Origin of the sequence: Stieleria maiorica, assembly GCF_008035925.1 — a bacterium.
GTDB lineage: Bacteria > Planctomycetota > Planctomycetia > Pirellulales > Pirellulaceae > Stieleria > Stieleria maiorica.
Genome location: NZ_CP036264.1, coordinates 1,695,558 through 1,721,546, shown reverse-complemented (window position 1 = coordinate 1,721,546; position 25,989 = coordinate 1,695,558). Strand labels below are relative to the sequence as shown.

The following is a 25,989-nucleotide window of genomic DNA, read 5'->3' as shown; positions in this document are numbered from 1 at the left end:
TCGTTCAGGTCATCGATTGAAGCCAAAGATCGGCTCCGATAACAGCTTCAAAACGGCGTATTTTTTTCTAATCGATCACGCAGTCGCTCTTGACTGATGTGTGACAACGCGTACAACATCATTAAGCGAGAGATTCGTGTACGAAGTAGGTGTTGCAATTTCGATTGAAACATCGCTTTGTCGTGGCCGGGATCTCTCGTTTTTTTATGCGCGGTGAATTCGTGACGATCACTGTTCTTCGAACGCATCAAGTGGCAGGGGCAGCGACGGATGCGTTGCGGTGTCGGCGTCACACTGCAAGCCTCTTCCACATCGCTTGTTGCCAAATGTGCGAATCACTTCTCATCGCAATGGCCCCGTTCATCACTTTAACGTTGCCGACCGACGTATTGGGCACTTCGAGACGCCTTGGATCACGACGCCTTGGATCACTGACGGTTAAAAGCGATGGCTGAATCAGACATCAAGTTGCTTTGGGAAAGTGATCTCGCGGTGGCGGTCGACAAACCGGCGGGACTCGCCACGCAAGCTCCGGCGGGAATCGACAGTTTGGAAAGCCGACTTCAACGTCAATTCGATCGCCGTGACAGCTACCTTGCGTTTCCGCATCGACTGGACCGCGCCGTCAGCGGTGTGATCTTGGTCGCATTGACCAAGAAAGCTGCTCGACTGCTTTCCGCCCAGTTCGCAAGCCGCAAAACCCGCAAACAGTACTTGGCGGTGGTCGAAGGTCGAATCGAGGTGGGCCGATCGAGCCCTCAGCAGTGGGACGACTTCGTTCGCAAGCTGGAGGACCAGCCGCGGGCAGAGGTCTGTGACGAATCCGCGCCGCATGCCAAGCCGGCCCGAACGATCGTCAAAACACTGGCACTGGACACTGTGGCCGATCGCAGCCTGTTGGAGCTCAGCCCGATCACCGGTCGCATGCACCAATTGCGAGTGCAAACGGCATCACGCGGCCATCCGATCGTGGGTGATGAAATGTACGGTGCCGCCGGCAGTGCGACTGGCGGTGCGGCGAATCCGCACACCGGGCGGATCCTGCTGCACGCCCACGGATTGGAGTTTCACGATCCGTCCAACGGCCGTTTGGTGCGGGTCGAATCGCCGTGCCCGTTTGAGTTTACGTCGGCGTGATCGAGCTTTCGCCTCACCCTCGTTCCAAGGCTCCGCCTTGGAACGCAAGGCAGGTGTGGCTCCTGCCACACACACCGCGTGATGAGAGGCGGAGCCTCTAGAAAACTCCGTCCCCAGGCGGAGCCTGGAAACGAGTGGAATCCCACTCCGCCCTCGTTCCAAGGCTCCGCCTTGGAACGCGAGGCACGTGTGGCTCCTGCCACACACCCCGCGCGTAATGAGAGGCGGAGCCTCTGGAAACCCCCGTCCCCAGGCGGAGCCTGGGAACGAGTGGAATCCCACTCCGCCCTTGTTCCAAGGCTCCGCCTTGGAACGCTTGGAACGCAATGCAGGTGTGGCTCCTGCCACACACCCCGCGCGTAACGAGAGGCGGAGCCTCTGGAGAACCCCGTCCCCAGGCGGAGCCTGGGGACGAGACGTGATTGGCGGAGATAGCGACCTCGGCGAACGGCGGATCATCGGCTAAGGTGTTGCGCTCGCAGCATTTCCACGGTTGACCCCGCGTTTAGCGCGTCTTCACCTGCCAAACCCGATCCGTCCCATGACCCGCCTCGGCGCCGTTTCCTACTTGAACACCAAACCGTTGATCCACGGGCTGAAAGAGGCTCTGGGGCCTGGTGATTCGTTGACGTTGAATCTGCCCAGCCGACTGGCCAGCCAGCTGCGATCGGGCGAATTGGACGTGGCGTTGATCCCCTCGGTCGAGTACTTCCGCGGCGACGGCTACCAAATCGTTTCCGATGCGGCGATCGCCTGCCGCGGACCGGTTTGGAGCGTGCGGTTGGTCAGCCGAGTCCCGGTCAAGAACATCCGCCGGCTGGCGTTGGACGAAGGCAGCCGCACCAGCGCGGCGATGGTCCGCGTGCTGTTGTGGCAGATGTACGGATTGAAACCCCAGACGACCGTGTTGTCGATGGAACAGTCGCCCGAATCGGTCGATGCAGACGCGGTGCTGATCATCGGCGACCGGGCGATGCATCCCGAGCGGGGGATCTACAATGAGATCTGGGATCTGGGCGACCGCTGGTGTCGCTACACCGAAACACCCTTTGTGTTCGCCATGTGGGTCGCCCGGCCGGGGATCAACACCGAGGGCTTGGTCGACATCCTGCAACGCTGTCGTGACGGCGGCGTGGAAGCGATGGAATCGATCGCACAGACGCACGCGGCCGCACACGGGCTGACCAACGAAGACCTGTATCGCTATTTTGCCGAAAACCTTCACTTCCAACTCGGAAACGCCGAACTCGAGGGGCTGCGCCGCTTCCGCGAAGGATGTGCATCACTCGGCTTGCTCGACACGAAAACGACTGGCTCGACACAACCAACGCCTGGCTCGACACAACAAACAACGGAACGGATCGATTAACGATGATCACTGACATTTTGGACAAAGCGGTTGCCGGCGAGCGTCTATCGGCCGCGGAAGGGCTGACGTTGCTGGAAAGCCACGACCTGGCGGCCATCGGCGCGGCGGCGGACAAGGTTTCGCGGCGGATGCACCCCGAGCCCTACCGGACCTACAACGTCGACCGGAACATCAACTACACGAACATCTGCACCGCCGTGTGTCACTTTTGCGCGTTTTACCGCGGCCCCAAAAGCGACGAAGGCTATGTGTTGCCGCGTGAAGAGCTGCTCCGCAAGGTCGAAGAGACCGTGGCGCTGGGCGGCAACCAAATCTTGATGCAAGGCGGGCTGCACCCCAAATTCAAACTCGATTGGTACGAAGAACTGCTCTCGGACATCAAGACCGCGTTCCCCTCGGTGAACATCCACGGATTCAGCCCGCCGGAGCTGTACCATTTCACCAAGGTCAACAACCTTCCCATTGAAGACGTGCTGACGCGGCTGAAGGCGGCCGGCTTGGGCAGCATTCCCGGCGGCGGGGCCGAAATCCTGGTCGACCGTGTCCGCAACGAATTGACACGTGGGAAAGTCGACACGGACAACTGGCTGAACGTGATGCGTGTCTGGCACAAACTGGGCGGCATCAGCACCGCGACGATGATGTTCGGACACGTGGAAACGTTGGCCGAACGCATCGAGCATCTTCAGCGGATCCGTGACCTGCAGGACGAAACCGGCGGATTCACCGCGTTCATCTGCTGGACGTTCCAGCCCGACAACACGGACATGAGTCACATTCCGGCCAAGGGATCGTTTGAATACCTGAAGACCCAAGCCGTGTCGCGGTTGTTCCTGGACAACGTGCCCAACATCCAAAGCAGCTGGGTCACCCAGGGGTTGAAGATGGGCCAGCTTGCGATGCTGTTCGGCGCCAACGACATGGGCAGCTTGATGATCGAGGAAAATGTCGTCGCCGAAGCCGGAACTGTCCACTTCATGTCGCTCAACCAAATCCGCCAGGCGATCGAAGAATTGGGTTTCCAGCCGCGTCAACGAGACGTGTTTTACCAGCTGGTCGACGAGGAATTGGAGCAAAAAGCGGTCCAGGCCAACGGGCACACCGGGCCGAAAGATTTGGTCCAATTGGCGGTTTAGGATAAACTTGCGGCATGTCCTTCCGCGTCGAACTCGCTGTTTACAACGGTCCCATCGACTTGTTGCTCTACCTGGCCCGCCGCCAGGAGGTGAGTTTGATGGAGATCTCGCTGGCGAAAGTGATCGACCAGTACGGCGAGTATCTGGAGCTGCTGCAGGAATTGGACTTGGCGGACATCGGCGACTTTCTGGAGTTCGCCAGCATCTTGGTGGAACTGAAAAGCCAGGCCGTGCTGCCCCAAACGGTCGAGGAGGACGAGGAAGACGAGCAGATCGAAGATCCGCAATCAGAACTCGTCGAACGGCTGCTGCAATACAAAGAGATCCGCGACGCCGCAGCGGTCTTGGACGAGATGGCCGGCCGTTGGCAACAGCGTTACCAGCGGATGAGCGACGACTTGCCGCGGCGGCGGATCGACCCCGGCGACCAACCGATCGCAGACCTGGAGATTTGGGACTTGGTCAGCGCCTTCGGGCGGATCATGCGCGAGTCGGCCGGACCGCCGCAAACCGAAGTCATCTATGACGACACGCCGATCCACGTCTACATGCAGAAGATCCATACCCGGCTTGCCGATCGACCGCGGGTGGCGCTGATGGATCTGATCGAAGGCGGCATTCACAAGTCCGCATTGATCGGATGGTTCCTGGCCACGCTGGAACTGACCCGCCACCACGGGGCGGCGGTCGAAGAGGACGAGGCCGGGGACATCGTGATCGTCAAGACCGGCCACTACAGCGACGACTTGGCGGTCAACGAAGTCGACAACTACGGCAACGACGGCATCATCGCCACCAACCTGCCCAGCCAACCGCGGTAGCGGTTGTGGGGCAGGGCGCGGCCGGGGAGGAGCGATCGATTGATATCAGCCGGTTCGCGCAGCGCTACGGATATAGACCATGCGGGGATCAGGTAAGAAGATTTCGGGGTAGGAAAATGTTGGTGTTCACCGCCCAATTGATCCGGCTCATTTTCTTACCTCCAAAATTTTCCTACCTCTCGTCTTCGTGGCCTCTCCGGGCCGTCGCGAGTAAAACTCGCCGCGACGACCTAGAAAGGACGTCGTACAACGATCCGCTGACCGGCTCCCGCTCAACAAGCTGGAAGCCCATCCAACCGGTCAGATCACTTGCGCCCTGTCGGGATGAACGGGTCCAAGCTGCTTAGCCCGTTGCCGTCACACTCGGCGGCAAATCGATAGCCGAGGCTCGCGATTTCGTCTGCAGCTGCCGTCAACTCGGCTTCGTTATTCAGCTTCAGCCGAACGCCCGCGACGACGTCCAAAATCTGATTCAGGATCGGCTGGTCAACCTTTGCCGCGACGCTTTGCAATCGCTTTTTGGCCCGATCGGCGCGCTGTGCGACGGTGATCGCAAAGGTGGCTTTTTGTGTCGCGATCGCCGTCGCCCGCAACGACGCTTCCAGCTCGGCGATCATCCCGGCGACGAACATCACCCGCAGTTGCTCGGGCGACCGCGTCGCGTTGGACTTGCCGTCGCTGTTGACAAAGTTGTGGCGGATCGTCCCTTGGCTCCACGAGACGAATTCGAAATCGAGTGACCCGGCGGGATGGCCGCCGACGTTGACCAATTCTTCATCCGCAGTGGTGTGACAGCGCAAGCAGCTTTGCGCGACCAGGTACAGATTGGTCGGATTGCGCATCCCGGCCTGGATGCTCGTTGTGATTCGCTCGGCGCGGTGAGCGGGCGATTCCGTCAGACGCGTGACCGACTGGCCGCCATAATGGTGATGCAAATCCAGCCAGTCTTTGGCGGCACCGTGACAGGATTCGCACGAGACGCCGGCGACCACATGAGGCGAAGCATCGGGGCCGTTCGCGGACGGATCGGATTGCGTGGTGTAGTGGCAAGCGACGCAGCGACCGGAATGTTTGATCGAGCGGAGGCCCAGCTTGGAAGCGATCTGTTTGGCTTCGGGGGTGCGATGCAATTGATCAAAGGTCGTCGCATGCGGCGTCGTCTGCCAAACCTTGACCTCCGACGCGTGACATTTCACACAGGCATCGTGACCGACCACCCTGGCCGGGTCGGCGGGGGTAGCCCGCCCCAGCCCCTGGCCGGTTGTCGGCGGGGAGTTGCGTTGGGCGGAAACCCAACTGGTTTGCGCGTCGGCCGAAATCGTTGTGATGACAGTCAGGGCGACGAGTGTGGCGAGGGCGATGCTGTGGCGACGGGTCATGTTGCGTTGCGAAAGTCTTGGCGGCGATCGGATCGTCAGAATTCGAATAATCGGCTTTCCCATCGATCGCATGGATCGGGATGGACGCCGGAATTGAAGCCTACGTTACGGAATCTCGTTAAACCGTCGGCGATCCCGTCGGACCATCCACTTTGTGTTCTCAGACGCTATGCTAGTGGTGCGCCTCGCCTTAAGATTCGGGCACCCGGTAGTGGACGACGCGAGGAGTCCTTGCAGCCGGCAATCCGAAGGGACTCGTCGCCTCGTCCACGACCCGAAAACCGAGTTGCGTCTTCGCCGATACGTTCCGAGGGTCGCCGTGTTCTCTGAACTCGGTGCACAACAAAGCGAAGCTTTGCCCGGCGCCGACCTCGGAGAGGACGGCGACTGTCCAGCCCGCGTTTCTTCAGCCGATCAATTCCACGATGCCTCGAAGCCGACTCGGTCCGCTCGCAATTGAATCCAAACTTGGCGACCATCCGTCGACCAGTTCGGTTTGGCGTGCGATCCACGTGCAGCTGAAAAAGTCGATCGCGGTCAAGGTCTTCTCGGCCCCGTTCGGCAGCACACCGGAGGCACGCCGGTTGTTGGCCGACGAATGGGAACGACTGAAGACAATTTCGCACCCCGGCATTGCGAAATGTTTCGGCGGAGGCTTTGAAGAAACCGACGCCTACCTGGCGTATGAGCTGATCGAGGGCGAAACGCTCTCCAGCCAGATCGAGCGAGCGGGTCGACTGTCCTGGGAAAACGCCTTGGAAATCGCCCAGGGGATCGCCGACGCGTTGGAGTACCTGCACGGCCAGGGCGTGGTGCACGGGGCGATTTGTCCCGACAAGGTGATCGTGACCGGATTCGCCCCCGTGCTATTGGACCTTCGCATCGATCGATTCGGATCACCGTTTCGCACCACCCGTCCGCCTTCGATCGATCAAGTCGCACGCCAACCGCCGGAGGCGATCGCGGAGGCGGGGGGAAACGGAAATCCGGCAGCGCCGCCGCAGGCCTCGGCCGACTTGTACGCGCTGGGCGTGTTGCTCTACCAAGCGATCACGGGGCGGTTACCGGTCAGTGGTGAGACGATGCAGGAAGTCCGCGAGAACGTGCAAAGCGAATCGCCGCCGACACCGGCATCGATCGTGCTGCAGTGCCCGATTTGGTTTGACAAACTGATCATGCGGTTGTTGGAGAAAGACCCGGCCAATCGACCGCCCAGTGCAACGGCCGTCAAGTTGGCATTGGCCGAGGTCCGCAAACGCGCCCTGTCCCGCACCAGTGTCGCCGAACACACCAGCAGCGGATTCAGCCCGCTGCAGGTCACCAGCCAGCAAGACAAGGACGAGGCGCGGACATTGCTGGGGCGAGGGGTGATCGACCTGAACGCGATCGAGCCCGAGGACGAGGTCCCGGACAACGTCGTGTGGCACGACCAACCGTGGTTCCTGTTGGGCGGATTGGTGTTGTTGCTGATGCTGTTGGGCTACGTCGCCTGGCCGGCCAGCGAGGCGTCGCTGCGAGCCGAGGCGGAAAAGCTGATCGCGATGGACACACGCAAGGCGTTGGCCGAAGCCGAAGACGAACCGCTACGGGAGTTGCTGGTGCGATTCCCGGATGGTCCGCACGCCGAGTGGGCCCAACTACAAATCGACCTGATCAACGTTAAACAGTTCTTGCATCAGCTGTCGATCAAGATCAAAAACAACCTACCGATCAAGAACCAGGGCGAATTGCTGCACAAGCAGGCACAAGAGTTTTCCGCCAACGGTGATTTTGCCAAGGCGATCGACAAGTACCACAGCATGGTGACGGTGTTGGGCGACGACCCGGACTACGAAACCGCCGTCAACGCGGCGCGCTATCAGATCGCGGCCTTGGAAGAGAAGGCCGCCGGCGAAAGCGACGCAGCCAAGATCATCCGCGCCCGCTTGGAGGAAGCCGATCAATTGCTCGCTGACAATCAAGTCGTCGAAGCCCGCAAAATTTGGTACAGCCTGGTCGAACTGTACGGCGACAACTCCGACCTGAAACCACTGATCGACATCGCCCAGCAGCGGCTCATGGAAAACCAATGAGTTCTTCCGCGAAGCTGCGCCCTGCATTAACAGGATATCAACACTCTTCTGATACGCTCTGCCTCAGATTCAAGGGATCGGTAGTTCATCGACTCCGCAAGGAGCGGTTCCGCAAGGAGCAGAGGCGTTATTGGCATGAGTGGGATCTCACCGTTGTCGGTACGGACGTTACTCGTCAGTGACGTCCACTTGGGATGCAAGCACGCCCGCACGGAGGAATTCCTGGAGTTTCTCCAAGGCTATCGCCCGGAAAAACTGTTCCTGGTCGGCGACTTCTTCGACGCCTGGAAAATCAATTCCGGTTGGCATTGGACCGAACCCTGTGACCGCATCATCCGCCACTTGGTCGATCTGGTGCAGCAAGGGACCCAACTGCACTACACCCCCGGCAACCACGATTCATTCCTCCGCGAAGCCTCGTTTCGCAGCGTCATGCCGGCGGGGTTTCCCGATGTCAGCATCGCCGACGAGTTCATTTTTGAAACGCTGCATGGCTGGCGATTCCTGGTCACCCACGGCGACCTGTTCGACTTTTTTGAAACCAAGGCGCAGTGGATCTCCAAAGGCAGTTCCTCGTTCTACGACGCCTGCCTGAGTTTCAATCGCTGGGTCAAGAACCGTTTTCTGGCCCACGACCGAAACCCCTACGGTGCCTGCGCGGTGATCAAGGGACGGGTCAAACGCGGCGTCAAATTCATCAGCCGTTACGAAAACAAAATCATGCACCATGCCTCGCAAAAGGATTGCGATGGCGTGATCTGCGGTCATATCCACACGCCGGTGATGAAACGGTCCGAATCGGTGCTGTACTGCAACACCGGTGACTGGGTCGAAAACTGCACCGGACTGGTCGAATGCCACAACGGCGATTTGCAATTGGTCAGCCGCTACGGCGACTCTCAAACCTTGCACCTGGGCCAGCGAGGATCCGACCCGCCACCGATCGACGATTTCCAACCGGAGTCGATCGCCGATGCACCGCTGTTTGATGCGGTGGCCCCGTGTCACGACCGCGAGTGCGTCGTGTCTTCGATCGAATGACACCTTCAACAAAACATCAAAGCATCCCCAAGGGAAACCATCGGAATGATCAAGGAATGGATAAGCAAACGCTGCTTCGACGCGGTCCATCAACGCAATCTGGTCTACAACACGTGCTGGGAAGACCCGCGTCTGGACCGCCAAGCACTCGATTTGGGCCCAGACGACAGCGTGCTGGTGATCACGTCGGCCGGCTGCAACGCACTCGACTACGCGCTGCAGGCTCCCAAAAGCGTGCATGCGGTCGACGTCAATGCGATGCAAAATGCCTTGCTGGAACTCAAGATCGCCGCCATCCGGACGCTTCCGTACGATGATTTTTTCGAGGTGTTTGGCAGGGGTGTGCACCCGAATTGGAAGACCCTGTATCACAACCGGGTTCGTCCGGCACTGCGGCGGGACGATCGCGCGATTTGGGACCGGCGCATCAATTTCTTCGACGGCACCGCGCGGCGCAACAGTTTCTATTTCCGCGGCACGTCCGGCTTTTTTGCCTGGATGATCAACGGCTACCTCAATCGCCCCAAAGGCTTGCGTGAATCGGTGCTGGAAATTCTGTCGGCCGAAACGGTCCAACAGCAAGCCGAGATCTATGATTCGTGCGGCGTTTCCGAACAACTGTTTTCGAAGCCGATGCGGTGGGTACTGCGTCGTGACACGACACTCGCGATGCTGGGCGTCCCACGCAGTCAACGTCTGCAAATCGATCGCGGCTATCCCGGCGGGATCGGACGCTTCATTCAGGATCGAATCGAAACGGTCTTTAAAAAGATCCCGCTGAAAGACAACTACTTTTGGCGTGTCTATTTGACCGGCAGCTACACACCGACCTGCTGCCCGGAATATCTGACGCGGCACGGCTTCGACCGACTTCGCGCCGGTTTGGTCGATCGCGTCAGCACGCACAACAACACGGTCGAGTCGTTTCTACGCGTCCACGATGCACCGATTTCGCGATTCGTTCTGCTCGACCACATGGACTGGTTGTACGAACGACACCCCGATCTGTTGGCCTCCGAATGGCAGAGCATCGTCGACCGCTCGGCCGACAACACTCGCATCCTGTGGCGCAGTGCCGCTCTGGACGTCGACTTTGTCGATCCGTTGACGGTCCGCTCCAACGGCAAGCGAACCTGCCTGGGCGAATTGCTGCGGTACCAAAAGGAGTTGGCCGCCGAATTGCATTTGACCGATCGCGTCCACACCTACGGCAGTTTTTACATCGCCGACCTCAACGGTGTCGCGGCATGACCAGCACGGGCGTCACGAAATCCACCGGACTGAACGGAACGATCACCACGGCAGATCAATCCGTCGACCAGAACACGGCTGCCGGAAAACCTTCCTGGGCAAGCGATCTGCGTGTGATCTGGCACCTGCTGGCTCACCCGGTGCGTGGAAAAACGCATGCCGAGCGGCTGGAGAGTTTTTATAGCGGCCAAGCCGGTGATTACGACTCGTTCCGTGCACGTTTGTTGCACGGTCGCGACGAACTGATCGATTCGCTGGACTTTCCGACCGCCGGGGTTTGGGCCGATCTGGGGTCTGGGACGGGCGAGAACATCCTTCGGGCCGGCGGGCGCTGTAGGGAGTTAAGGCAGATTCATTTGGTCGATCTTTCGTCCTCGTTGTTGGACGTCGCCCGCGATCGACTGGGCGGCGCCGGCGTGGCGAATGCCCAGTTTTCGCTGGCCGATGTGACGCAATGGGACCGAGAGGAAGAAAGCGTCGATCTGGTGACGTTCTCCTACTCCCTGACCATGATCCCCGACTGGTTCAAGGCCATCGAATTGGCCCATCGAGTTTTAAAACCTGGCGGGGTCATCGGCGTCGTTGACTTTTATGTGTCGCGAAAATACGCGACCCACGGGCATCGCCAACACGGTTGGCTTCGCCGCTCGTTTTGGACGCATTGGTTCGGAGCGGACAATGTCTTCTTGAGCCCCGACCACACCGCCATGCTGCATCAAAAATTTGACGTGACACGCTTCAGCGAACGGCTGGGACGTGTGCCTTATTTGCCGCTCGTTCGAGCGCCCTACTATTTGTTCGTCGGGACCAAGCGAGCCACGAATGCCGGTTGAATCATTTGCCGCCGCGACGCTGGAGCATCCCGTCGGCAATCACGCTTGGACGGACGTGTCGCGTGTCAACGCCGGCGGTGGTCAGACGCCCAACGGATCCGCCGCCGGTTCCGACTGGACACGGCTGTGCCAAGGGTTCCTGCGCTGTCATCGCAGCCCGCTGAATGTGGCCTGTCATTTGGTGACGACGCCGCTGGGGCTGTTCGGCCTGTACGCGTTGCTGGCTTGGGCCAGTCCGATGGCGTCTGCATTGATCGCGTTCGCGCACATCACGGTGGTCGTTGCGTTCGCCCCGGCGTCCATCGCCTGCCTGCACGCGATTGCCGTCGGCGTGATCGCTGTGATGGCGGCTTGGCTGTCGCTGGGTGTTTGGTGGTCCGTCGCTGCGGTTGCCGCGGGGTACGTCGGACAAGACCTTGCGCACTGGTTGACCGCCGAGCCAACTTTTCAAAGCACGTACAAGGATTCACGTCGCTGGTGGCGGCAGTTCATGGAACACTCCGTGTTACTGTTGCCGGTTTTGATCGTGATCGCGGGGCGCTGGCGTCAGTCGCCAGTTCGTTTGCTGGTGGCCCGCAAGGCGGTGCTGAAAACGAAACTGACCGACCGCCAGGACAAAGCCGACTTCGATGCCATTCTGAACTGGGTCTGCGGTCAACAGGTTGACGTTTCGCAAAGCACACACTGGTGGCAGAGCGACTTGTCAGGTGCCGGTGGAGCTTCCTTCGGGCGACTGGCCGATTCGCCCCAATTGATGTCGATGATCCGTTCCTTTCACGGCAGCGGCTATGACGTCCGCCCGGTCTTGGGGATAAATGAGTTGTACGTCACCGGCCCGCCGAAAACGACGTCCTCGGACACCGTGTTCTACATGGGTCACGTCGACGGCCCCTGGGCGATCTTTCCGGGGGCAAGGTTGTACCGCTGCATGTTGGCGCTGAACCAGAACCTGGAAGTCACCACGCACTATCCGATGTCCAACCCCGAGTACGACGTGCCGGAAAGTCATCGGCTTCAGCACGGCGACGCGATTGCGTTCGACTTCAATCGCGAACTGCACTACATCACCCGCAGCGCTGACCCACAGCAATCCGAACCACGGGTCAACTTGAAATTACATTTCGTCGCTTACCCGCGTTCGATGCAGTGGTATGGATGCTTGTTGGCTCGGTTGACCACGTGGTACGACATCCGCGCCCGAAATCTGTTTTTAAAAACGATTCGCCCCGAGGGGATCTGGCCGGCCATCAAAGCCCGCTGGGTGTTGGCATGGACGCGTCTGTTCGAGCAAGCCGTGCGGTTCTTCGGCTGGACCAATCTGGCCTATGTGACGATCGCGCTGGTGATCAGTGCCGCCGCCGGCGAGGCGGCTGTCTTCCTGGCCGCGACCAGTTTCATTCACTATGCGATCTACATCGGGACGCTGCAGGAACGCACCCCGGTCTCTTTCGGCACGTTCCGTCGCGATGCGATGTTCTTCAAGACCGTGTCGATGTCGCTGTTGCTGGCGTTTTACGCCATGCACTTCGACCGCGACTTCGGATCATTGGCGCTGGTCATCGGTGGATTCGCACTGGCCGGATATGCGGCGCACGTCCTGGGGATGCGACGGACGTTGTTTTCGGCAGAACTCGGTTTCGATCCGCCGGAACGAATCAAGCGATTTCCCTTCGGCACGATCCCCCACCCGATGATCGTCGGGGCGATGACGGGGATCGGCGGGATGGCACTGTCGGACGGCTTTCGCAACCAATACGGCTGGCTGATCGCCGGCCACTTGGTTTGCTACGCCATCGTTTTAGTCCATGAGATCTGGCACACACGACGACGGGGTGTTTGCCGTTGAAACGTAGCTGCCATCGCCAGAAGGTGGATTCCCGGGGTTTCCCACGCTCGCACCGAGCGTAGCGACATAATGTTCAATTCCCCATCGCCGCGGAAAGTTGTTCGGCCAACATGGCTTGGGGGATTTCCACGGTCACCGACACGGTCTTGCCGCTGCGGTTGATCGAGACCGATTGCAGGTAGTTGGCTGCCAACGCCATGCCGGGATCGGTTCCGTTTTGCGCCATGGAATTGATCATCGCGACGGATCCTTGGATCATCTGACGCAACTGTTCGGCTTGACCGTCCACTTGAGTGACGAAATCGACCGAGGCTCGCAGGCTGGTGCCTTGGTCGGACAGCGTCAGGGCGGCGGTTTGGATCATTTCCGCGGCGGTCGAGAAGGGAGGTTCCGAGACCGCGGCTTCGGGCAGTGTAAACAGGTTGATGTCGACCAGATTGCCCGTCGCCAGCGGCAATCGACGCGACAACTCGGCTCCGGTTTGCCCGTCGAAATGATCCAACACCTGCTGGACCGGCTGGGCGGCCAGACCGGCAATAATTCGTTTGGTTCCGTTGTCAGCGGTGTGAATCGATCCGAACAATCGGTCGCCGTCCAGAACGACGCTATGGATTTGATAGTCGCGATGGATGCTGCTTTGGTACTCGGGCATCGCCAGCAGCAATCCTTCCAGGTTGCCGGTCGTTTTCTCCAGTTCGATGATCACGCAAACACTCTGCGGCGGGTTTTCAAAGTCGCTGCACAGGACGGTGATGCGTTTGGCGGCGGCGATGGGATCAAAACCGAGTGCATCGATCATCTCGGTTGCCGACGCCGATTCGGGATCGTTCGCCAACGACGCGGAGATGCCGCTTTGAAAACCACCGACCAGCTGCTGGCCGAGCGGGTTGGCCTTCACCCGATCCAAGTCGATGTTGGCGGCCAGCTGAACATCCGCGGGGACCAGGATCGATGGTGGGGCGGCGACCGTAAAACCGGCGATAAGGGCGGCGATTGTGAAAACAACGAAATTGAAACGACGCATGATGATGGTGCTCGCATTAGTGGATCGGTGAACTCAAAAGCCGCGTCCGGTTGGGGGGGAGCGGGGGACGTGCTTGGCAAGCTTTGCTCGCCGACAATCGGGGGTTCGGATTCACCGTCCGAATTTCAAAAAAATCACGCGTTTCGCCCGGGAAAAGCGGGCCGCGGGGGTGACCGTTGTCCGTCGACCCTTTCGAAATTCCCGCAAAGGCGGTACCTTTTGCGGCTGACCGAAATGAAATCTTCTTCCTCTAGCGACGAAACAGACCACGCAAAATGAGTGTTGCATCGACTGATCTCGCGACCCTAGCGGTCGACACCATTCGCTCCCTCAGCATGGACGCGGTCCAAACCGCCAACAGCGGTCACCCCGGGACACCGATGGCGCTCGCCCCGATCGCCTATCAGTTGTTCAATCACACGATGCAATACGATCCGGCCCAGCCGCATTGGCCCAACCGCGATCGCTTCGTTCTGTCCTGTGGCCACGCCTCGATGTTGCTTTACAGCACGCTGCACCTGGCCGGCGTCAAAGCGACCGACAAAGACGGCAACGTGCTGGACGAGCTGTCGATCAAATTGGAAGACATCAAGAACTTCCGTCAGATCGGCAGCGTTTGTGCCGGGCACCCGGAGTACGCCGAAGCCGCCGGAATCGAAACCACGACCGGCCCGCTGGGTGCCGGAGTCAGCAACAGCGTCGGGATGGCGATCAGCGAAAAGTGGTTGGCCGAAAACTACAACACCGACGATCACAAGTTGTTCGATTACAACGTCTTCGCCCTGTGCAGCGACGGTGACTTGATGGAAGGCGTCGCATGCGAAGCCGCCTCGGTCGCCGGTCACCTGAAATTGGACAACCTGTGTTGGTTGTACGACGACAACAGCATTACGATCGAAGGTGACACGTCGTTGTCATTCTCCGAAGACGTCGGCAAGCGATTCGAGGGCCTGGGCTGGAACGTCGTGCATGTCGCCGACGTCAACGAGTTGTCCAACCTGGCCGACGCGATCGAGAAGTTCCGCAGCTGCACCGACAAGCCGACCATCATCATCTGCAAGACGATCATCGGTTGGGGTGCCCCGAACAAACAGAACACGCACGGAGCCCACGGCGCACCGCTGGGCTGGGACGAAGTCGAACTGGCCAAAAAGGCGTACGGTTTCCCGCCGGAAGAAAAGTTCTACATCCCCGACGGCGTGGTCGAACATTTCGCCAACAACCTCGGCCAACGCGGCGCCGCCGATTACCAGCAGTGGAACGAAACCTGGACGGCCTACAAGAGCGCCAACCCCGAAAAGGCGGCCGAGCTGCAGGCGATCTTCGACGGCAAACTGCCCGAGGGCTGGGACAAAGATATCCCGGAATTCGAAGCCAGCGAGAAAGGTGACGCGACACGTAACAGCAGCGGCAAGGTGCTGAACGCGATCGCCAAAAACGTGCCCTTCATGATCGGCGGTTCGGCCGACCTGGCACCGAGTAACAAGAGCGATTTGACCTTCGAAGGTGCCGGTGATTTCCTGCCCAATCAGTACGGCGGTCGCAACCTGCACTTCGGAATCCGCGAACACGCGATGGCGGGCATCGTCAACGGAATCTGCCTGTCGGGCCTGCGTGGCTATGCGGCGACGTTCTTCGTGTTCACCGACTACATGCGTGGCGCGATGCGATTGTCGTCGATCATGCACCAGCCGATCCTGTACATCCTGACGCACGACTCGATCGGCGTCGGCGAAGACGGACCGACCCACCAGCCGGTCGAACACCTGTCGGCGTGCCGCGCCATCCCGGGCTTGAACGTGTTCCGCCCCGGAGATTCCAACGAAGTCGCCGAGTGTTATCGGGCGGCGATGCAAATCACCGACCATCCGGCCGCGATGGTGCTGTCACGCCAGAACATGGCCACCTTGTGCCGCACCAAGTACGCCCCCGCGTCGGGATGTGCCAAGGGCGGCTACGTGCTGGCCGACTGCGAAGGCACACCGGACGTCATCTTGATGGGCAGCGGCAGCGAGCTCGGCTTGTGTGTCACCGCCGCCGAAAAACTGACCGCCGCCGGCAAGAAGGTCCGCGTGGTCAGCATGCCTTGCATGGACCTGTTCGCCCAGCAAAGCCAAGCGTACCAGGATCAAGTTTTGCCGCCGGAAGTCACCAACCGTGTAGCCGTCGAAGCGGGACTGAGAATGTCGTGGGACCGCTGGATCGGGCTGCAAGGCAAGTTTGTCGGCATGTCCGGCTACGGGGCCAGCGGACCGTACTCCAAGGTCTACGAACACTTCGGTATCAACGAAGACGCTGTGATCGCAGCAGCCGGCGGCTGAACGGCCTGTTGAATTGATTGAGTTAGCCGATAGGCGCTAGCCTCGGGCCTTACAAGTCTCGAAGGGCAATCCAAGGCCCGCGGCTAGCGCCGTCGGCTCATAGAGTAGATGACATTGGACGCTAGCCTACCGGCCCGTGCGTTTTCTTGATGTTTCAGGCCCGTACGCTCGCGCGTTCGCGGCTATCAGAATCAATCAACAGGCCGCGACGCCGATGAAGATTCCGAATCAGCAGAACCGACCCTTCACCGGTGCCAACATGACGCCGATGATCGACGTGGTGTTTCTGCTGATCATCTTCTTCCTGGTGTCCAGTCACCTGGCACGCCAGGAATCGCGGTTGCCCGTCGACTTGCCCGTCGCGGCGACGCATCAGCCGCTGAGTGTCGACCCGGTGTCGTTGACGATCACGGTCAATCGCGAGCGTCAGATCATGGTCGGCGGAAACGCCGTCGACCTTGCCGGGCTGGACGAGATTCTGGCCGACGTCGTCCGCCGCGACGGCGAATCGGCTTCGCTTCGGATCCGCACCGACGGCGCGGTGCCGTACGGAACGGTCGAACCGATCTTGAAAGCGTCTTCCCGGCAGGGCTTGCTGGACATCAAACTGGCCGTCAAAGAGCAGACCGTCAAAGAACAGGGGTAGGGCGATGCGATTGCCCCGTCATGATCGAACCGGTTCGCTGGAAGTCAAAATGACGCCGATGATCGACGTCGTCTTCTTGCTGTTGATCTTCTTTGTCTGGACCAGCAGTTTCGAAACGCCCGAGTACGATCTGCCGAGTGCGCTCGCGGAAGTCCCCGCCGGGGGCAGCGAGGCCAACACGGACCAACCGCCGCCGACCGAAGCGTTCGACGAGATCGTGGTGAAACTATTGGTGCGTGGCGGATTGCCGGTCATCGAGTTCGGCGGCCAGCGGATTGAATCGGTCGACGTGCTGCAAGAACGATTGGCGGAAGTCATCGCGTTGGGCGTGCAGCCGCCGGTGATCATCGATCCGGAGGCCGAGGTGACGATGGAGCGCACCGTGGCCGCCTACGACGCCGCCCGAGCCGCCGGTGCGGACCGCGTCCTGTACGCCACCGCGGCAGAGTGATTGTGGCGAAGGGGGCGATCGAACGACGTCGTGAGGGTAACCGTTTTGTTGCACCGCGCCACCGGGGGCGATATCCTGGCCCTTCTTGAAAATTCAACTCTGAGAAAGCGAACGAAACCCATCATCGGAATTTCAGGCGGCCCCCATGCGATTGACAGCTCGTGCTTCCGTTTTCTGCGTCATGTTTCTGGTCGGATCTTGTCCCGTGAGCGCGCAGAGTTTTACGTTTAGAGAGGTCCTCCATTCCGACACACAGGTCCCCGGATTCGGGCCTAACTTCACGGGATCGTTCATTCACGCTGACGGCGACGAGGACGTGTTTGTGGGATCCGGGTTCAACCCGACAACGAACCAGAGCGAGTTCGGGATCGTTCGCCGCCACACCGATGGCACCTTCACGACGCTACTTGATCACAACACCATCGTCTCTCACCCCGTCTTTTCTGGAACAACGACGTTCAGTTTCGTCGATGCGATTGATGTGCTTGAAAGCGACGTGTACTTCAGCGGTCGCGTCAGTTTTGACAACCACCTTTACCGTCTCGGTTCCGACGGCACGCCGCAATTGATGGAACAGTCCGGTACGGCTCCGAGCACTTTTCGACGTTTGCGTGCGCTGCCCAACGGAGACGTCGTGATTCACGGCACGGGGACAAGCTCGGTGTTTAATAACCCCGGGTTCTATAAGAATTCAAGCGGAACCAATACAACGATCGCCGACCGAAACACCGCGGTCCCGTCCGGCACAGGGACGTTCGACATCGACAGCTTTCAGAGTTCCCGCGGCGATATCGGCAAGAACGGCTCGGTCATCTTCCAAGGCACAAACGGCGCCGGCCTGTCGGGCATCTATTCTGACCGTTCGGGAAGTCTGGAAAAGATCGTTGACACCAACGACGTCATGCCCGGAACCGGAGAGCAGTTCTTTGGGTTCGCCGACCCAACGATCGCGAACAACATCGCCTACTTCGCCGCGGCGACGGTGAATCCGAACGACAATCGCATCGGATTTTATTCGGTCGACGAAGAGGGAAACTTTGATACGTTGGTCAACAACGCCACTCCCTATGGCAACGACCAGTTTCTTAATTTTGACGTCTTCTCGCTGGCGGTCAGCGGGGATGCCGCCGTGTTTCAGGCCGTGACGAACAATGACCCGGAAGTGGCGGCCTACTACAAGTCCGGTTCCACGTTCAGCGAACTCGCTCGCGTTGGCGATCAGATCGATGGCCGGGAAATCTCACTCATCGCCGGATCGTCTGCGGCCGAGGATGGCGAGTTTTATATGTCGTTCCGGTTTACCGACAACACGGCCGGGACCTACCGCGTCGCCGTGACGGCAGTCCCCGAACCATCCGCATTCGCGTTGATTGCGATTGTCTCGGGCGTGACGGTGTGTCGAAACCGCCGACGTGGTCGGCGCGTTTGAAGACAATCGTCATGTAGAACCATTGTCTCAATGGTTGCTCCCCTCAGCCGTCTCGGCTGAAAGGAGCAAAGCGGGTGACCGCGGGGCGGTCACGAGGGAACAGTTGGGGACAACGGTTCTACAATGCGATTTAGCGGCGATACTCGTTTAAGAATCCGCCGCGTGAGGCCGTCTCGGTGCGGGGGTTGAAGATCTTGCGCGTGCGGTGCGGGGCGTAGGGTTTGACCGTGGGGTGAATCGCTGCCTGGTCAGGCGACTCGATGATGACTTCCCCCGGCGGCGGTCCGTAGCTCTCTGTCATCACGCCGCCGCAATTGCATCCGCCTTCGCAACCACATGCCGGCTCGAATCCGCATCCGGGCTCGATCCCACAGGCCGGCTCGAAGCCACAACCGGGTTCGATGACGCCACAGTCACAGGCACCTTCGCAGCCACAGGCCGGTTCGACGATGCAGCTGTCGCATCCATCGCAACCGCTGGAGCAGCTCGGTGCGAAACCGCGGCGGGTCGTCGAGACCGGTCCCGGATCGCAACCGCAACGGTATCCCCAAAGTGATCGGAAGCCGGTAAACACGGATCGGCACTGGCCGCAGCTTTGCCCGTTGTAATTACCGCAGGAATCACAGGGATCGACACAGTCGGCCGGATGGTTGATCCACGGGTCGACGTACAGTTCGCCGCATCCGGTGCAGGAGTTGCATCCGCCACAGGAAGCGTCGCCGCAACTGGAATCGCAACCGCCGCTGAACCCCGGGCCGCCCATGGGGCCACAACATCCGGCTCCCATCGGTCCGACGCATCCCGTCATGGAGACCGTGATCCATCCAACCAGCAACAATCCAAACACGCGTGACATCATCGTTATCCCATGAAACGAAATCGCTTGCGAATCCTTTGCCAAAAGCTCTCGCACGCCTTGTGATCCAAACCGACAACAGGCGACTGACACGCCATGTCTAGGGTCGTCATCGTCAACGCAACCGTCAAAGTTGACTAAAACTGTTTAAACGGATCGCTTCATTTGCCATCAAAGGGTGTTCGGCGATCACCCACCGCGGGAAAAAATGCGTCTTCCGCTGCGATTGGCGATTTGCGTAGTGTTCGGCGTCAGACGAGATGGGCCTGTCCGGGCTGGATTGAAACCCGCAAGGCCTGTTTCACGAACCGATGTTTCACGGACACCGTTCCCCGCCACAGAGTAGCTTTGCACATGCGATCTGCAGCACCACTCGACGAGCCTTCTCGCGACGACGAACCGCCGCGATCGTCAGCGGAGTCGTGTTCGGATTCTCAGGCCCTCACCTCCTCCCAAGCCCCGGCGGTGCGATTGGTCTATCCACAGACCGAAGCGTCCAAAGACGCCTTTCGCGTCAACGCGCTGCTGTGGTTTGCCGGGATGTTGTTGCTGTCGGTGCCGATGGTCACGCTGATGGACATCTCCGTGGCACGATGGTTTGCCGGAGATCCGTTACCGAGGGAGTTTCGCAGCGGCTTGGAGTTGATGCAGATCTTCTCGCACGGCAGCGGGATCTTCTTGGTGCTGTTCGGGATCTTTTTGATGGCTCCACATTGTCGCTGGCACTTGCCTCGACTGGCCACGCTGGCACTCGGTGCCGGAGCGATCGCGACGTTGGCCAAGATGTTTGTGTTGCGACCGCGCCCGACGGGGTTGAACTTGGACGTCGCGTCGATCGACTCAGCCTGGCTGTGGGCGTTCGATTGGACGCTCTCTCAAGTCGCCACCTTTGACGCCAGCACACGTGCCTTTCCCAGCGGCAATGTGGCGACGGCGACGGCGCTCACCGTGGGGTTGTGGATCGTCTTGCCCCGTGGGCGTTGGTTATTCGCGGCGATCTGCTTGGGCACCGGTCTACAACGACTGGCCAGCATCGCCCACTTTCCAAGCGATATTCTCGGCGGCGCCGCATTCGGCCTGATCTGGGCCTACGTCTGTTTGCACCCCCGATTGCTGGGCAATCTGTTTGACAAGATGCAACCCGAATCGGAACCACGTCGACGACGACGTCAACGGAACAACGACGACGCAGACACGACCACCACCGGTCTGGGCAAGGTTGCCGCTTAAAAGCGATGGCTGGGAGGCCATGGACGCGACACACGTTGTCAGACTTTCTAAATCCCTTGCATTGAGGGGTCGTGTGATGGCGATGGATAGTCACCGTCCTCGCCGAGGTCGGCGCGGGGCAATGCTTCGCATTTTGGGACGCCGAGTTCGGAGAACACGGCGACCCTCTGAAACATCGCCGAGGACAAAATTTAAGCGGCGGTAGACGACTATCGGTGGGTACTGACCGTTCTTGTGGTGCGGCGACTTCGAACCTTGGTCCACACCGCCCCGGCGACGATTAGCAGCGCCGGCGCTGCGGCCAACCTGCGAACACGTGCACGGGTGTCGCCGGTTTCGGCAACCACGGCATCCGGGTCGCCTTGTGCCATCGACGCGGTCTCGACCGGCACCGCAGCCGCCGCATCCACCGGTTCGACCATCGGGCGATAGTGTGAAACCGATTCCGCGGCACCGATCACCGCGTCGTCGGATGCACCGCCGAACTCGAACACCAGGGCAACCTCCAGCGATGTGACAGCCGCAAACATCGGTGCTTGGCTGTGGCTGGCGTCGGCGGTTGCCGAGGTCACGTCCGGTCCCAGCCCATCGGAATCGACGATCGATTCATCCGGCTGACGATTTGCTGAATCATCGTCCCGGCGCGACACGGTGTCCTCCCCTGGCGGGGAGAGACGTTGGATGTTGGTCACGAAGAATTCTGATTCGGACGGCAAACGAATCTCCGACGGATCGAGCTCGTTGGCCACCAACTCGGCCGTCGTCGACAATCGAATCACTTCGCCTTCACCCGGCAATCGATCCGTCAACCGTTCGGTCGGCGCGTCAACCGAATCTGTTTCGACGGCATGCGAGCTGAGTTTGCGAGGCAGCGTTTTGGACGTGGGACGAATCGTCTGATCCACGCGTTCGACATCATCGGGTGCGAACGGATCGACCGACGAAAGGTGCGCAAGCGTGGGCATCACGGGGCTGGGGATGATTTCCAGCGGCGACAATCCACTGTCGGCCGGGTCGGTCAGTGGGAACGAATCCACCACCCCATCGCCGCGATCGATTTCGATGGAGATCGAATCACGGCCGGACAAGCCATACTCCGCATCCAACGCAGCCCCGAAACGACCATCGGACAAGATCGCATCAACCAACGCCGACCTGAGTAACCAATCGTCCTGCGCGGTCCACAGGTCTTGCAATACGATCCGATCCCCTGGCGTGCTCAAGATCCGTCCGATACTTAATCGCAGGGTGTCGTTGGATCGACCAGCGACCGGTTCCAGACGCACCACCATCGCCTGGTATTCGGGAATCGACGGATGGTTGGACGCCAAGCTGACCATGAAGTCGACCGCTTCGAGCTCGGGCCCGGCGAGCAGGTTTCGCGTTTCGAGACGTTCCAGCGTCAGCGGTCGGCCGCGGCGGCGGTCATTTCGCTTTCGACGCCCGTCGGATGGATGACGTGCTTGGGTCATTGGGATGGTTCGACAGATGTGAATTGATCGGCAAACCGCATGACCTTTTGTAAGGTCGGATCCTTTCGTTTTGATTCGAGATCATCAAGTCCCGCCGCGACGGCCAGCTGCCACGTTTGCACCGTTTCGTCGATCCAACGGTGACGTGGCGACAGCGATGATTCACCGTCGCCGACGGCAGCTTCGGCAAGCTCCAGCGTGACTCGATACAAATGATTCGGATCATCGCTCCAAAGTTCGCGCCGCCGGAGTGCGACCTCGCCCGCCTGATCGTATTGTCCTTGGCGTCTCAAGAACCGTCCGTACTTCACGTAGCTGGCGCTCAGCCAGACCCGGAAGTCTTGAACTTGTGGCGAACGCTCCACGGCCCAACCTTGGTGCTCGATTGCATCATCGTAGTATTTTCGCGCCGCCTGGGAATCAGAATTCTCCAAAAGTGGTGCCAGATTCGACAGCACGCCCCCGAGCTGGGCTCGGTAATGCGGGGACAAGGGAGACGTGCTGACCAGCTCGTTCAACAAGGATTCCGCCTTTTTGAAATGCGAGATCGCGTCGGTCGACGCCGCCTCGGACGACAACACGACTTGGCCCAGATTGTTGTGGGCGACCGCCAACTGTTCCTTGAAGCGACTGGACGTTGGCGCACGCATGACCAGCACCTGTTGGACATCGATGGCTTCCTGATAGGCCTTGAGCGCCTCGTCGGTCCGACCGCGGCGGTTGAAGATCGCACCACGGTGGTTGTAACAGGTGGCCAATTCGGACAGCGCCGCCAAATCATAGGGCCGCTGCTCGGCCAGTTTCTTGTGCAGGGCGATCGCCAGTTGGTTGTAGCGGTCGGCGGCATCCAAATCATTGCTGGCAAACAGGAACGACAACTGCGCATAGGAAACGGCCAATTCGCGTTGGTATTCCGCATTGTCGGGATCGATTTCGATCAGTTCCGATTGCATGTTGATGGCTTTTTCGTACGTCCGGCGTGACTGCAACGTGTTTCCGGCGGCGCGTTCCAGGTTGCCGACATTGACCAAAGAGGCGATCCGCAAATGCTTGACCTTCAAATCGTCTTGGTCGGCGGTGTCCAGTCCGTCGATGATCTGGTGTGCCCGTTGGTATTCCCGTTCCGCTTTGGGAAAGTCGCCTTGCTGGAACGCGAGTTCGCCGAGGTTGTTGTGACAGACCGCAAGATCATGGCCGATCCGGGCGTGATTGGGGGCGCTTTCTTGTTCGTCACTTTGCAGTAATTCTTGGTAAAGCTGGATCGCGGTTTGGTAGCAGGTGACCGCCTCGGAAAACCGCCCCAGTTGACGATGCATCGACGCCATTTGGGTGTTGCACAGTGCCAGGGCGAATCGCATCGACGCGTCGCCGTCCATCTGCTCGGCGAACGATTGGTAGTCAGCCAAGGTTTCTTGCATGATCGATTGGCGAACCGTCTCGGTCCCTGGGACGGCGGCCAGCTTGGTGGCCAGTCGCATTCCGAAACGGTCGACGACATCGATCGCCTTTTGCAGATTCAGCTGAGACTGCTGGAAGTTCGATTCGGCGGTCTGAAGCGCCGCTTCCGTTCGGCTTTTCTCTTTGGACAGCAACATCGCGGCACTGCCGGCGGTCAAGGTGGTCAGCGTCAGCACCGCGACGATCGACGCGACCAGCGTGCGGTGGTGGGTGGCCCATTGCGAGACGTGGTCGATGACGGTGGGGCGTTTGGCAAGCGGCGGTTTACCGGCCAGGAACCGGGCCAGGTCGTCGGCCATGGCGGCGGCCGATTGATAGCGATCGTCGCGAGGTTTTTGGATCGCTTTCAGCACGATCGTTTCCAAGTCAATCGGGATCGACGGATTCAGCCGCCTGGGACGTTCGGGATGTTGGCGTTGGATTTGATCGAGCATCGTCACACGATCGGTGGCGTTGTGGGGTGGTTCCAAGGTCAATAGTTCGTACAGGGTGACGCCGAGGGAATAGACGTCGCTGATGTGGTCGACCAGGCTGCCGCGTCCGGCCGCCGCCTCGGGACTCATGTAGCGAATCGTCCCCAACAGATCCCCCGTCATCGTGATGGTGATGCTGTTTTGGCAACGTGCGAGCCCGAAGTCGGTCACCCACAGTTTTCCTTGTTGGTCGATCAACAAATTGGACGGTTTGATGTCGCGGTGAACGACGCCGAATTCATGGGCATGTTCGATTGCCGTGGCCGCTTGGCGGATCAATTCGGCGGCAGCGGTCATGTGACCGTGGGACCGAATGCTGCGGAGTGTCGAAAAGACACCGATCGGTACCGTGCTGCTGGATGCATTGGCGTCGTCGTCGCGGCGGGCGTCGCGCGACTGCCTCTGTTGGCTGATCGCCCTGAGTTGGCTAATCGCCTTGTCCAGCGGCTGGCCATCGATGAACTGCATGCTGTAGTAGTGGACACCGCGATCGCATCCGACCGAATGAACGGGGACGATGTGGGGGTGGTGCAGTTGGGCGGCGGCTTGCGCTTCGTTTTTGAAGCGAATGATCTGGCGTCGGTCCAGGACGGCGGCGAAGGGCAACACTTTCAACGCGACCCGCCGACCGAGCGACTTCTGCCGCGCTTCATAAACCACGCCCATGCCGCCGCGGCCGACTTCGCGAAGGATTTCGAAATCGCCGAGTTCGTTTTCATTTGCGTCGTCCGTGTCGTCCGACCGGTCTTTCGGCCCCAGTTCCGCGGTGGCGTGATGCACAAAGTCCAGCCCGCGCAAGTACCAACGCAGCGGCTCGGCCAATTCGGGATGGTCCTGAATCAACGCGTCCGGATCGCAGGGGCGGCCTTGTTCCAACTCGTCCAGGTAGGATTCGAGAATTTCCGACAGCCGCTCTTGTTGCTCCGGCGTGAGGGCATCGAGCGGATTGGCCGCCAGTGTTGCCGCCACGGCATTGCCCGCGTCGACCGCCAGATCGTCGTGTACGCCGTCAGGGTTCCCGCTCGATTGATGGGTGCGAACGATATGGTTCATAGCACGCCTCGCGATTCGAGCCGGACGCGCAGCTGGGCGATCGCCCGCATCCAAAGCATCCGCACGGCACCGGCGGATCGCTCCATCCGCGCGGCGACCTCGGGGAAGGCCAGCCCTTCGATATGCCGCAACAGAATCACCTCGCGGTAGTCGTCGGGCAGTTCTGCGAGTTCATCGGCCAACAGCAGGCTGGCTTCATGGTTCTGCGCGTCGGTGCTGGGCGTTAGTCCCGGATCGGCAATGATGGCGACCAGCCGCGCCGTCGACCGCTCCAGGGTGGCACCGACGTCATCGAGCGAAATTTCGCGGCGAATGTCGCGTTTTTCAGCCAACACGTGTCGTTGGATGATGTGTCCGAGGTTGTTGACCAAGATCTTTCGCAGCCAAGCGAGAAACTCCTCCGGGCAGCTGCCGCGGAATTTCGAGAAATCCCGATGGGCTTCCAACAGCGTGTCCTGGACGACATCCGACGCGCTGGTCCTGGCTTGTAGCTTTTGATCGAGCTGCGTTCGCGCGATCAATTTCAGATAGTTCAAATACAGTTGCAGTAACCGGCCCAGGCAATCGCCCTGGCCGTTCTGTGCTCCGGCGAGCAGTTGATTCGCTTCACTGGTGATGAGATTGCTCATCTGGGTTGACCGCTTGGAAAAACTGGGCGAAACGCCATTGATGATTTTGGCCCGACGGATCG

At 59.9% G+C, this 25,989-nt stretch carries 20 protein-coding genes; 14 read left to right on the top strand and 6 right to left on the bottom strand.

The genetic code is table 11. From position 1 onward, the window contains the following. The first annotated feature begins 447 nt into the window (after positions 1 to 447). From Mal15_RS05710 to Mal15_RS05695, 4 genes are all read left to right on the top strand, one after another. Positions 448 to 1,137 carry an RluA family pseudouridine synthase gene (locus tag Mal15_RS05710; protein WP_147866880.1) on the top strand — a complete coding sequence of 230 codons (690 nt, stop codon included), beginning with the start codon at positions 448 to 450 and terminating at the stop codon, positions 1,135 to 1,137. A 541-nt stretch (positions 1,138 to 1,678) separates the two neighbouring features. Continuing rightward, positions 1,679 to 2,506, top strand: a complete 828-nt coding sequence (locus tag Mal15_RS05705) for a menaquinone biosynthetic enzyme MqnA/MqnD family protein (protein ID WP_147866879.1) — start codon at positions 1,679 to 1,681, stop codon at positions 2,504 to 2,506. A gap of 2 nt (positions 2,507 to 2,508) precedes the next feature. After that, positions 2,509 to 3,642, top strand: a complete 1,134-nt coding sequence (gene mqnC / locus Mal15_RS05700; protein WP_147866878.1) for a cyclic dehypoxanthinyl futalosine synthase — start codon at positions 2,509 to 2,511, stop codon at positions 3,640 to 3,642. 14 nt (positions 3,643 to 3,656) lie between these two features. Continuing rightward, positions 3,657 to 4,463, top strand: coding sequence for a segregation and condensation protein A (locus Mal15_RS05695; RefSeq protein ID WP_147866877.1), 807 nt, complete (start codon positions 3,657 to 3,659; stop codon positions 4,461 to 4,463). A gap of 305 nt (positions 4,464 to 4,768) precedes the next feature. Here the strand turns inward: Mal15_RS05695 and Mal15_RS05690 are convergent, their stop codons facing one another. After that, positions 4,769 to 5,905 (bottom strand): cytochrome c family protein, encoded by a 1,137-nt coding sequence (locus Mal15_RS05690; RefSeq protein ID WP_233903297.1) that lies wholly within the window; start codon positions 5,903 to 5,905, stop codon positions 4,769 to 4,771. Between the two features lie 362 nt (positions 5,906 to 6,267). Here Mal15_RS05690 and Mal15_RS05685 point away from each other — a divergent pair, with 362 nt between their 5' ends. The 5 genes from Mal15_RS05685 (at position 6,268) to Mal15_RS05665 (ending at position 12,885) form a co-directional block, all read left to right on the top strand. Next, entirely contained in the window at positions 6,268 to 7,914 is a 1,647-nt protein-coding gene (locus Mal15_RS05685; RefSeq protein WP_147866875.1) for a serine/threonine protein kinase, read from the top strand. A 135-nt stretch (positions 7,915 to 8,049) separates the two neighbouring features. After that, entirely contained in the window at positions 8,050 to 8,955 is a 906-nt protein-coding gene (locus Mal15_RS05680; protein WP_147866874.1) for a UDP-2,3-diacylglucosamine diphosphatase, read from the top strand. 45 nt (positions 8,956 to 9,000) lie between these two features. Next, positions 9,001 to 10,206, top strand: a complete 1,206-nt coding sequence (locus tag Mal15_RS05675) for a DUF3419 family protein (protein WP_147866873.1) — start codon at positions 9,001 to 9,003, stop codon at positions 10,204 to 10,206. Beyond that, complete coding sequence (locus Mal15_RS05670) at positions 10,203 to 11,039, top strand: class I SAM-dependent methyltransferase (RefSeq protein WP_147866872.1); 837 nt, start codon at positions 10,203 to 10,205, stop codon at positions 11,037 to 11,039. Before Mal15_RS05675 ends, Mal15_RS05670 begins: the two co-directional genes overlap by 4 nt. Further along, the gene (locus Mal15_RS05665) at positions 11,029 to 12,885 is read left to right on the top strand and encodes a methyltransferase (protein ID WP_147866871.1); all 1,857 of its coding nucleotides are present in this window, start codon (positions 11,029 to 11,031) and stop codon (positions 12,883 to 12,885) included. The genes Mal15_RS05670 and Mal15_RS05665 overlap by 11 nt, the downstream gene beginning before the upstream one ends. 73 nt (positions 12,886 to 12,958) lie before the next feature. On the opposite strand, the gene Mal15_RS05660 is transcribed toward Mal15_RS05665, so the two are convergent. After that, complete coding sequence (locus Mal15_RS05660; protein WP_147866870.1) at positions 12,959 to 13,909, bottom strand: hypothetical protein; 951 nt, start codon at positions 13,907 to 13,909, stop codon at positions 12,959 to 12,961. A gap of 275 nt (positions 13,910 to 14,184) precedes the next feature. Here Mal15_RS05660 and tkt point away from each other — a divergent pair, with 275 nt between their 5' ends. The 4 genes from tkt to Mal15_RS05640 all read left to right on the top strand — a co-directional run bounded on the left by tkt (position 14,185) and on the right by Mal15_RS05640 (position 18,756). Next, a complete protein-coding gene (tkt, locus tag Mal15_RS05655; protein ID WP_147866869.1) occupies positions 14,185 to 16,230 on the top strand; it encodes a transketolase in 2,046 nt (681 codons plus the stop codon). A 214-nt stretch (positions 16,231 to 16,444) separates the two neighbouring features. Continuing rightward, entirely contained in the window at positions 16,445 to 16,876 is a 432-nt protein-coding gene (locus Mal15_RS05650; RefSeq protein WP_147866868.1) for an ExbD/TolR family protein, read from the top strand. 4 nt (positions 16,877 to 16,880) lie between these two features. Beyond that, the gene (locus tag Mal15_RS05645) at positions 16,881 to 17,327 is read left to right on the top strand and encodes an ExbD/TolR family protein (protein WP_147866867.1); all 447 of its coding nucleotides are present in this window, start codon (positions 16,881 to 16,883) and stop codon (positions 17,325 to 17,327) included. A gap of 205 nt (positions 17,328 to 17,532) precedes the next feature. Next, the gene (locus Mal15_RS05640) at positions 17,533 to 18,756 is read left to right on the top strand and encodes a DUF7453 family protein (RefSeq protein ID WP_147866866.1); all 1,224 of its coding nucleotides are present in this window, start codon (positions 17,533 to 17,535) and stop codon (positions 18,754 to 18,756) included. A gap of 130 nt (positions 18,757 to 18,886) precedes the next feature. On the opposite strand, the gene Mal15_RS34530 is transcribed toward Mal15_RS05640, so the two are convergent. Further along, the gene (locus tag Mal15_RS34530; RefSeq protein WP_233903296.1) at positions 18,887 to 19,612 is read right to left on the bottom strand and encodes a hypothetical protein; all 726 of its coding nucleotides are present in this window, start codon (positions 19,610 to 19,612) and stop codon (positions 18,887 to 18,889) included. 354 nt (positions 19,613 to 19,966) lie between these two features. On the opposite strand from Mal15_RS34530, the gene Mal15_RS05630 reads away from it, so the two are divergent. Further along, positions 19,967 to 20,842: a phosphatase PAP2 family protein gene (locus Mal15_RS05630; protein ID WP_147866865.1), complete on the top strand. Its 876-nt coding sequence runs from the start codon at positions 19,967 to 19,969 to the stop codon at positions 20,840 to 20,842. A gap of 209 nt (positions 20,843 to 21,051) precedes the next feature. On the opposite strand, the gene Mal15_RS05625 is transcribed toward Mal15_RS05630, so the two are convergent. From Mal15_RS05625 to Mal15_RS05615, 3 genes are read right to left on the bottom strand one after another with little or no spacing between them, the layout of a single operon-like run. Then, a complete protein-coding gene (locus Mal15_RS05625) occupies positions 21,052 to 22,314 on the bottom strand; it encodes a hypothetical protein (RefSeq protein ID WP_147866864.1) in 1,263 nt (420 codons plus the stop codon). Further along, positions 22,311 to 25,298, bottom strand: coding sequence for a serine/threonine-protein kinase (locus tag Mal15_RS05620; protein ID WP_147866863.1), 2,988 nt, complete (start codon positions 25,296 to 25,298; stop codon positions 22,311 to 22,313). The genes Mal15_RS05625 and Mal15_RS05620 overlap by 4 nt, the downstream gene beginning before the upstream one ends. Continuing rightward, on the bottom strand, positions 25,295 to 25,927 hold the full coding sequence (locus tag Mal15_RS05615) for a sigma-70 family RNA polymerase sigma factor (protein ID WP_147866862.1): 633 nt from the start codon (positions 25,925 to 25,927) through the stop codon (positions 25,295 to 25,297). The genes Mal15_RS05620 and Mal15_RS05615 overlap by 4 nt, the downstream gene beginning before the upstream one ends. Positions 25,928 to 25,989: the final 62 nt, after the last annotated feature.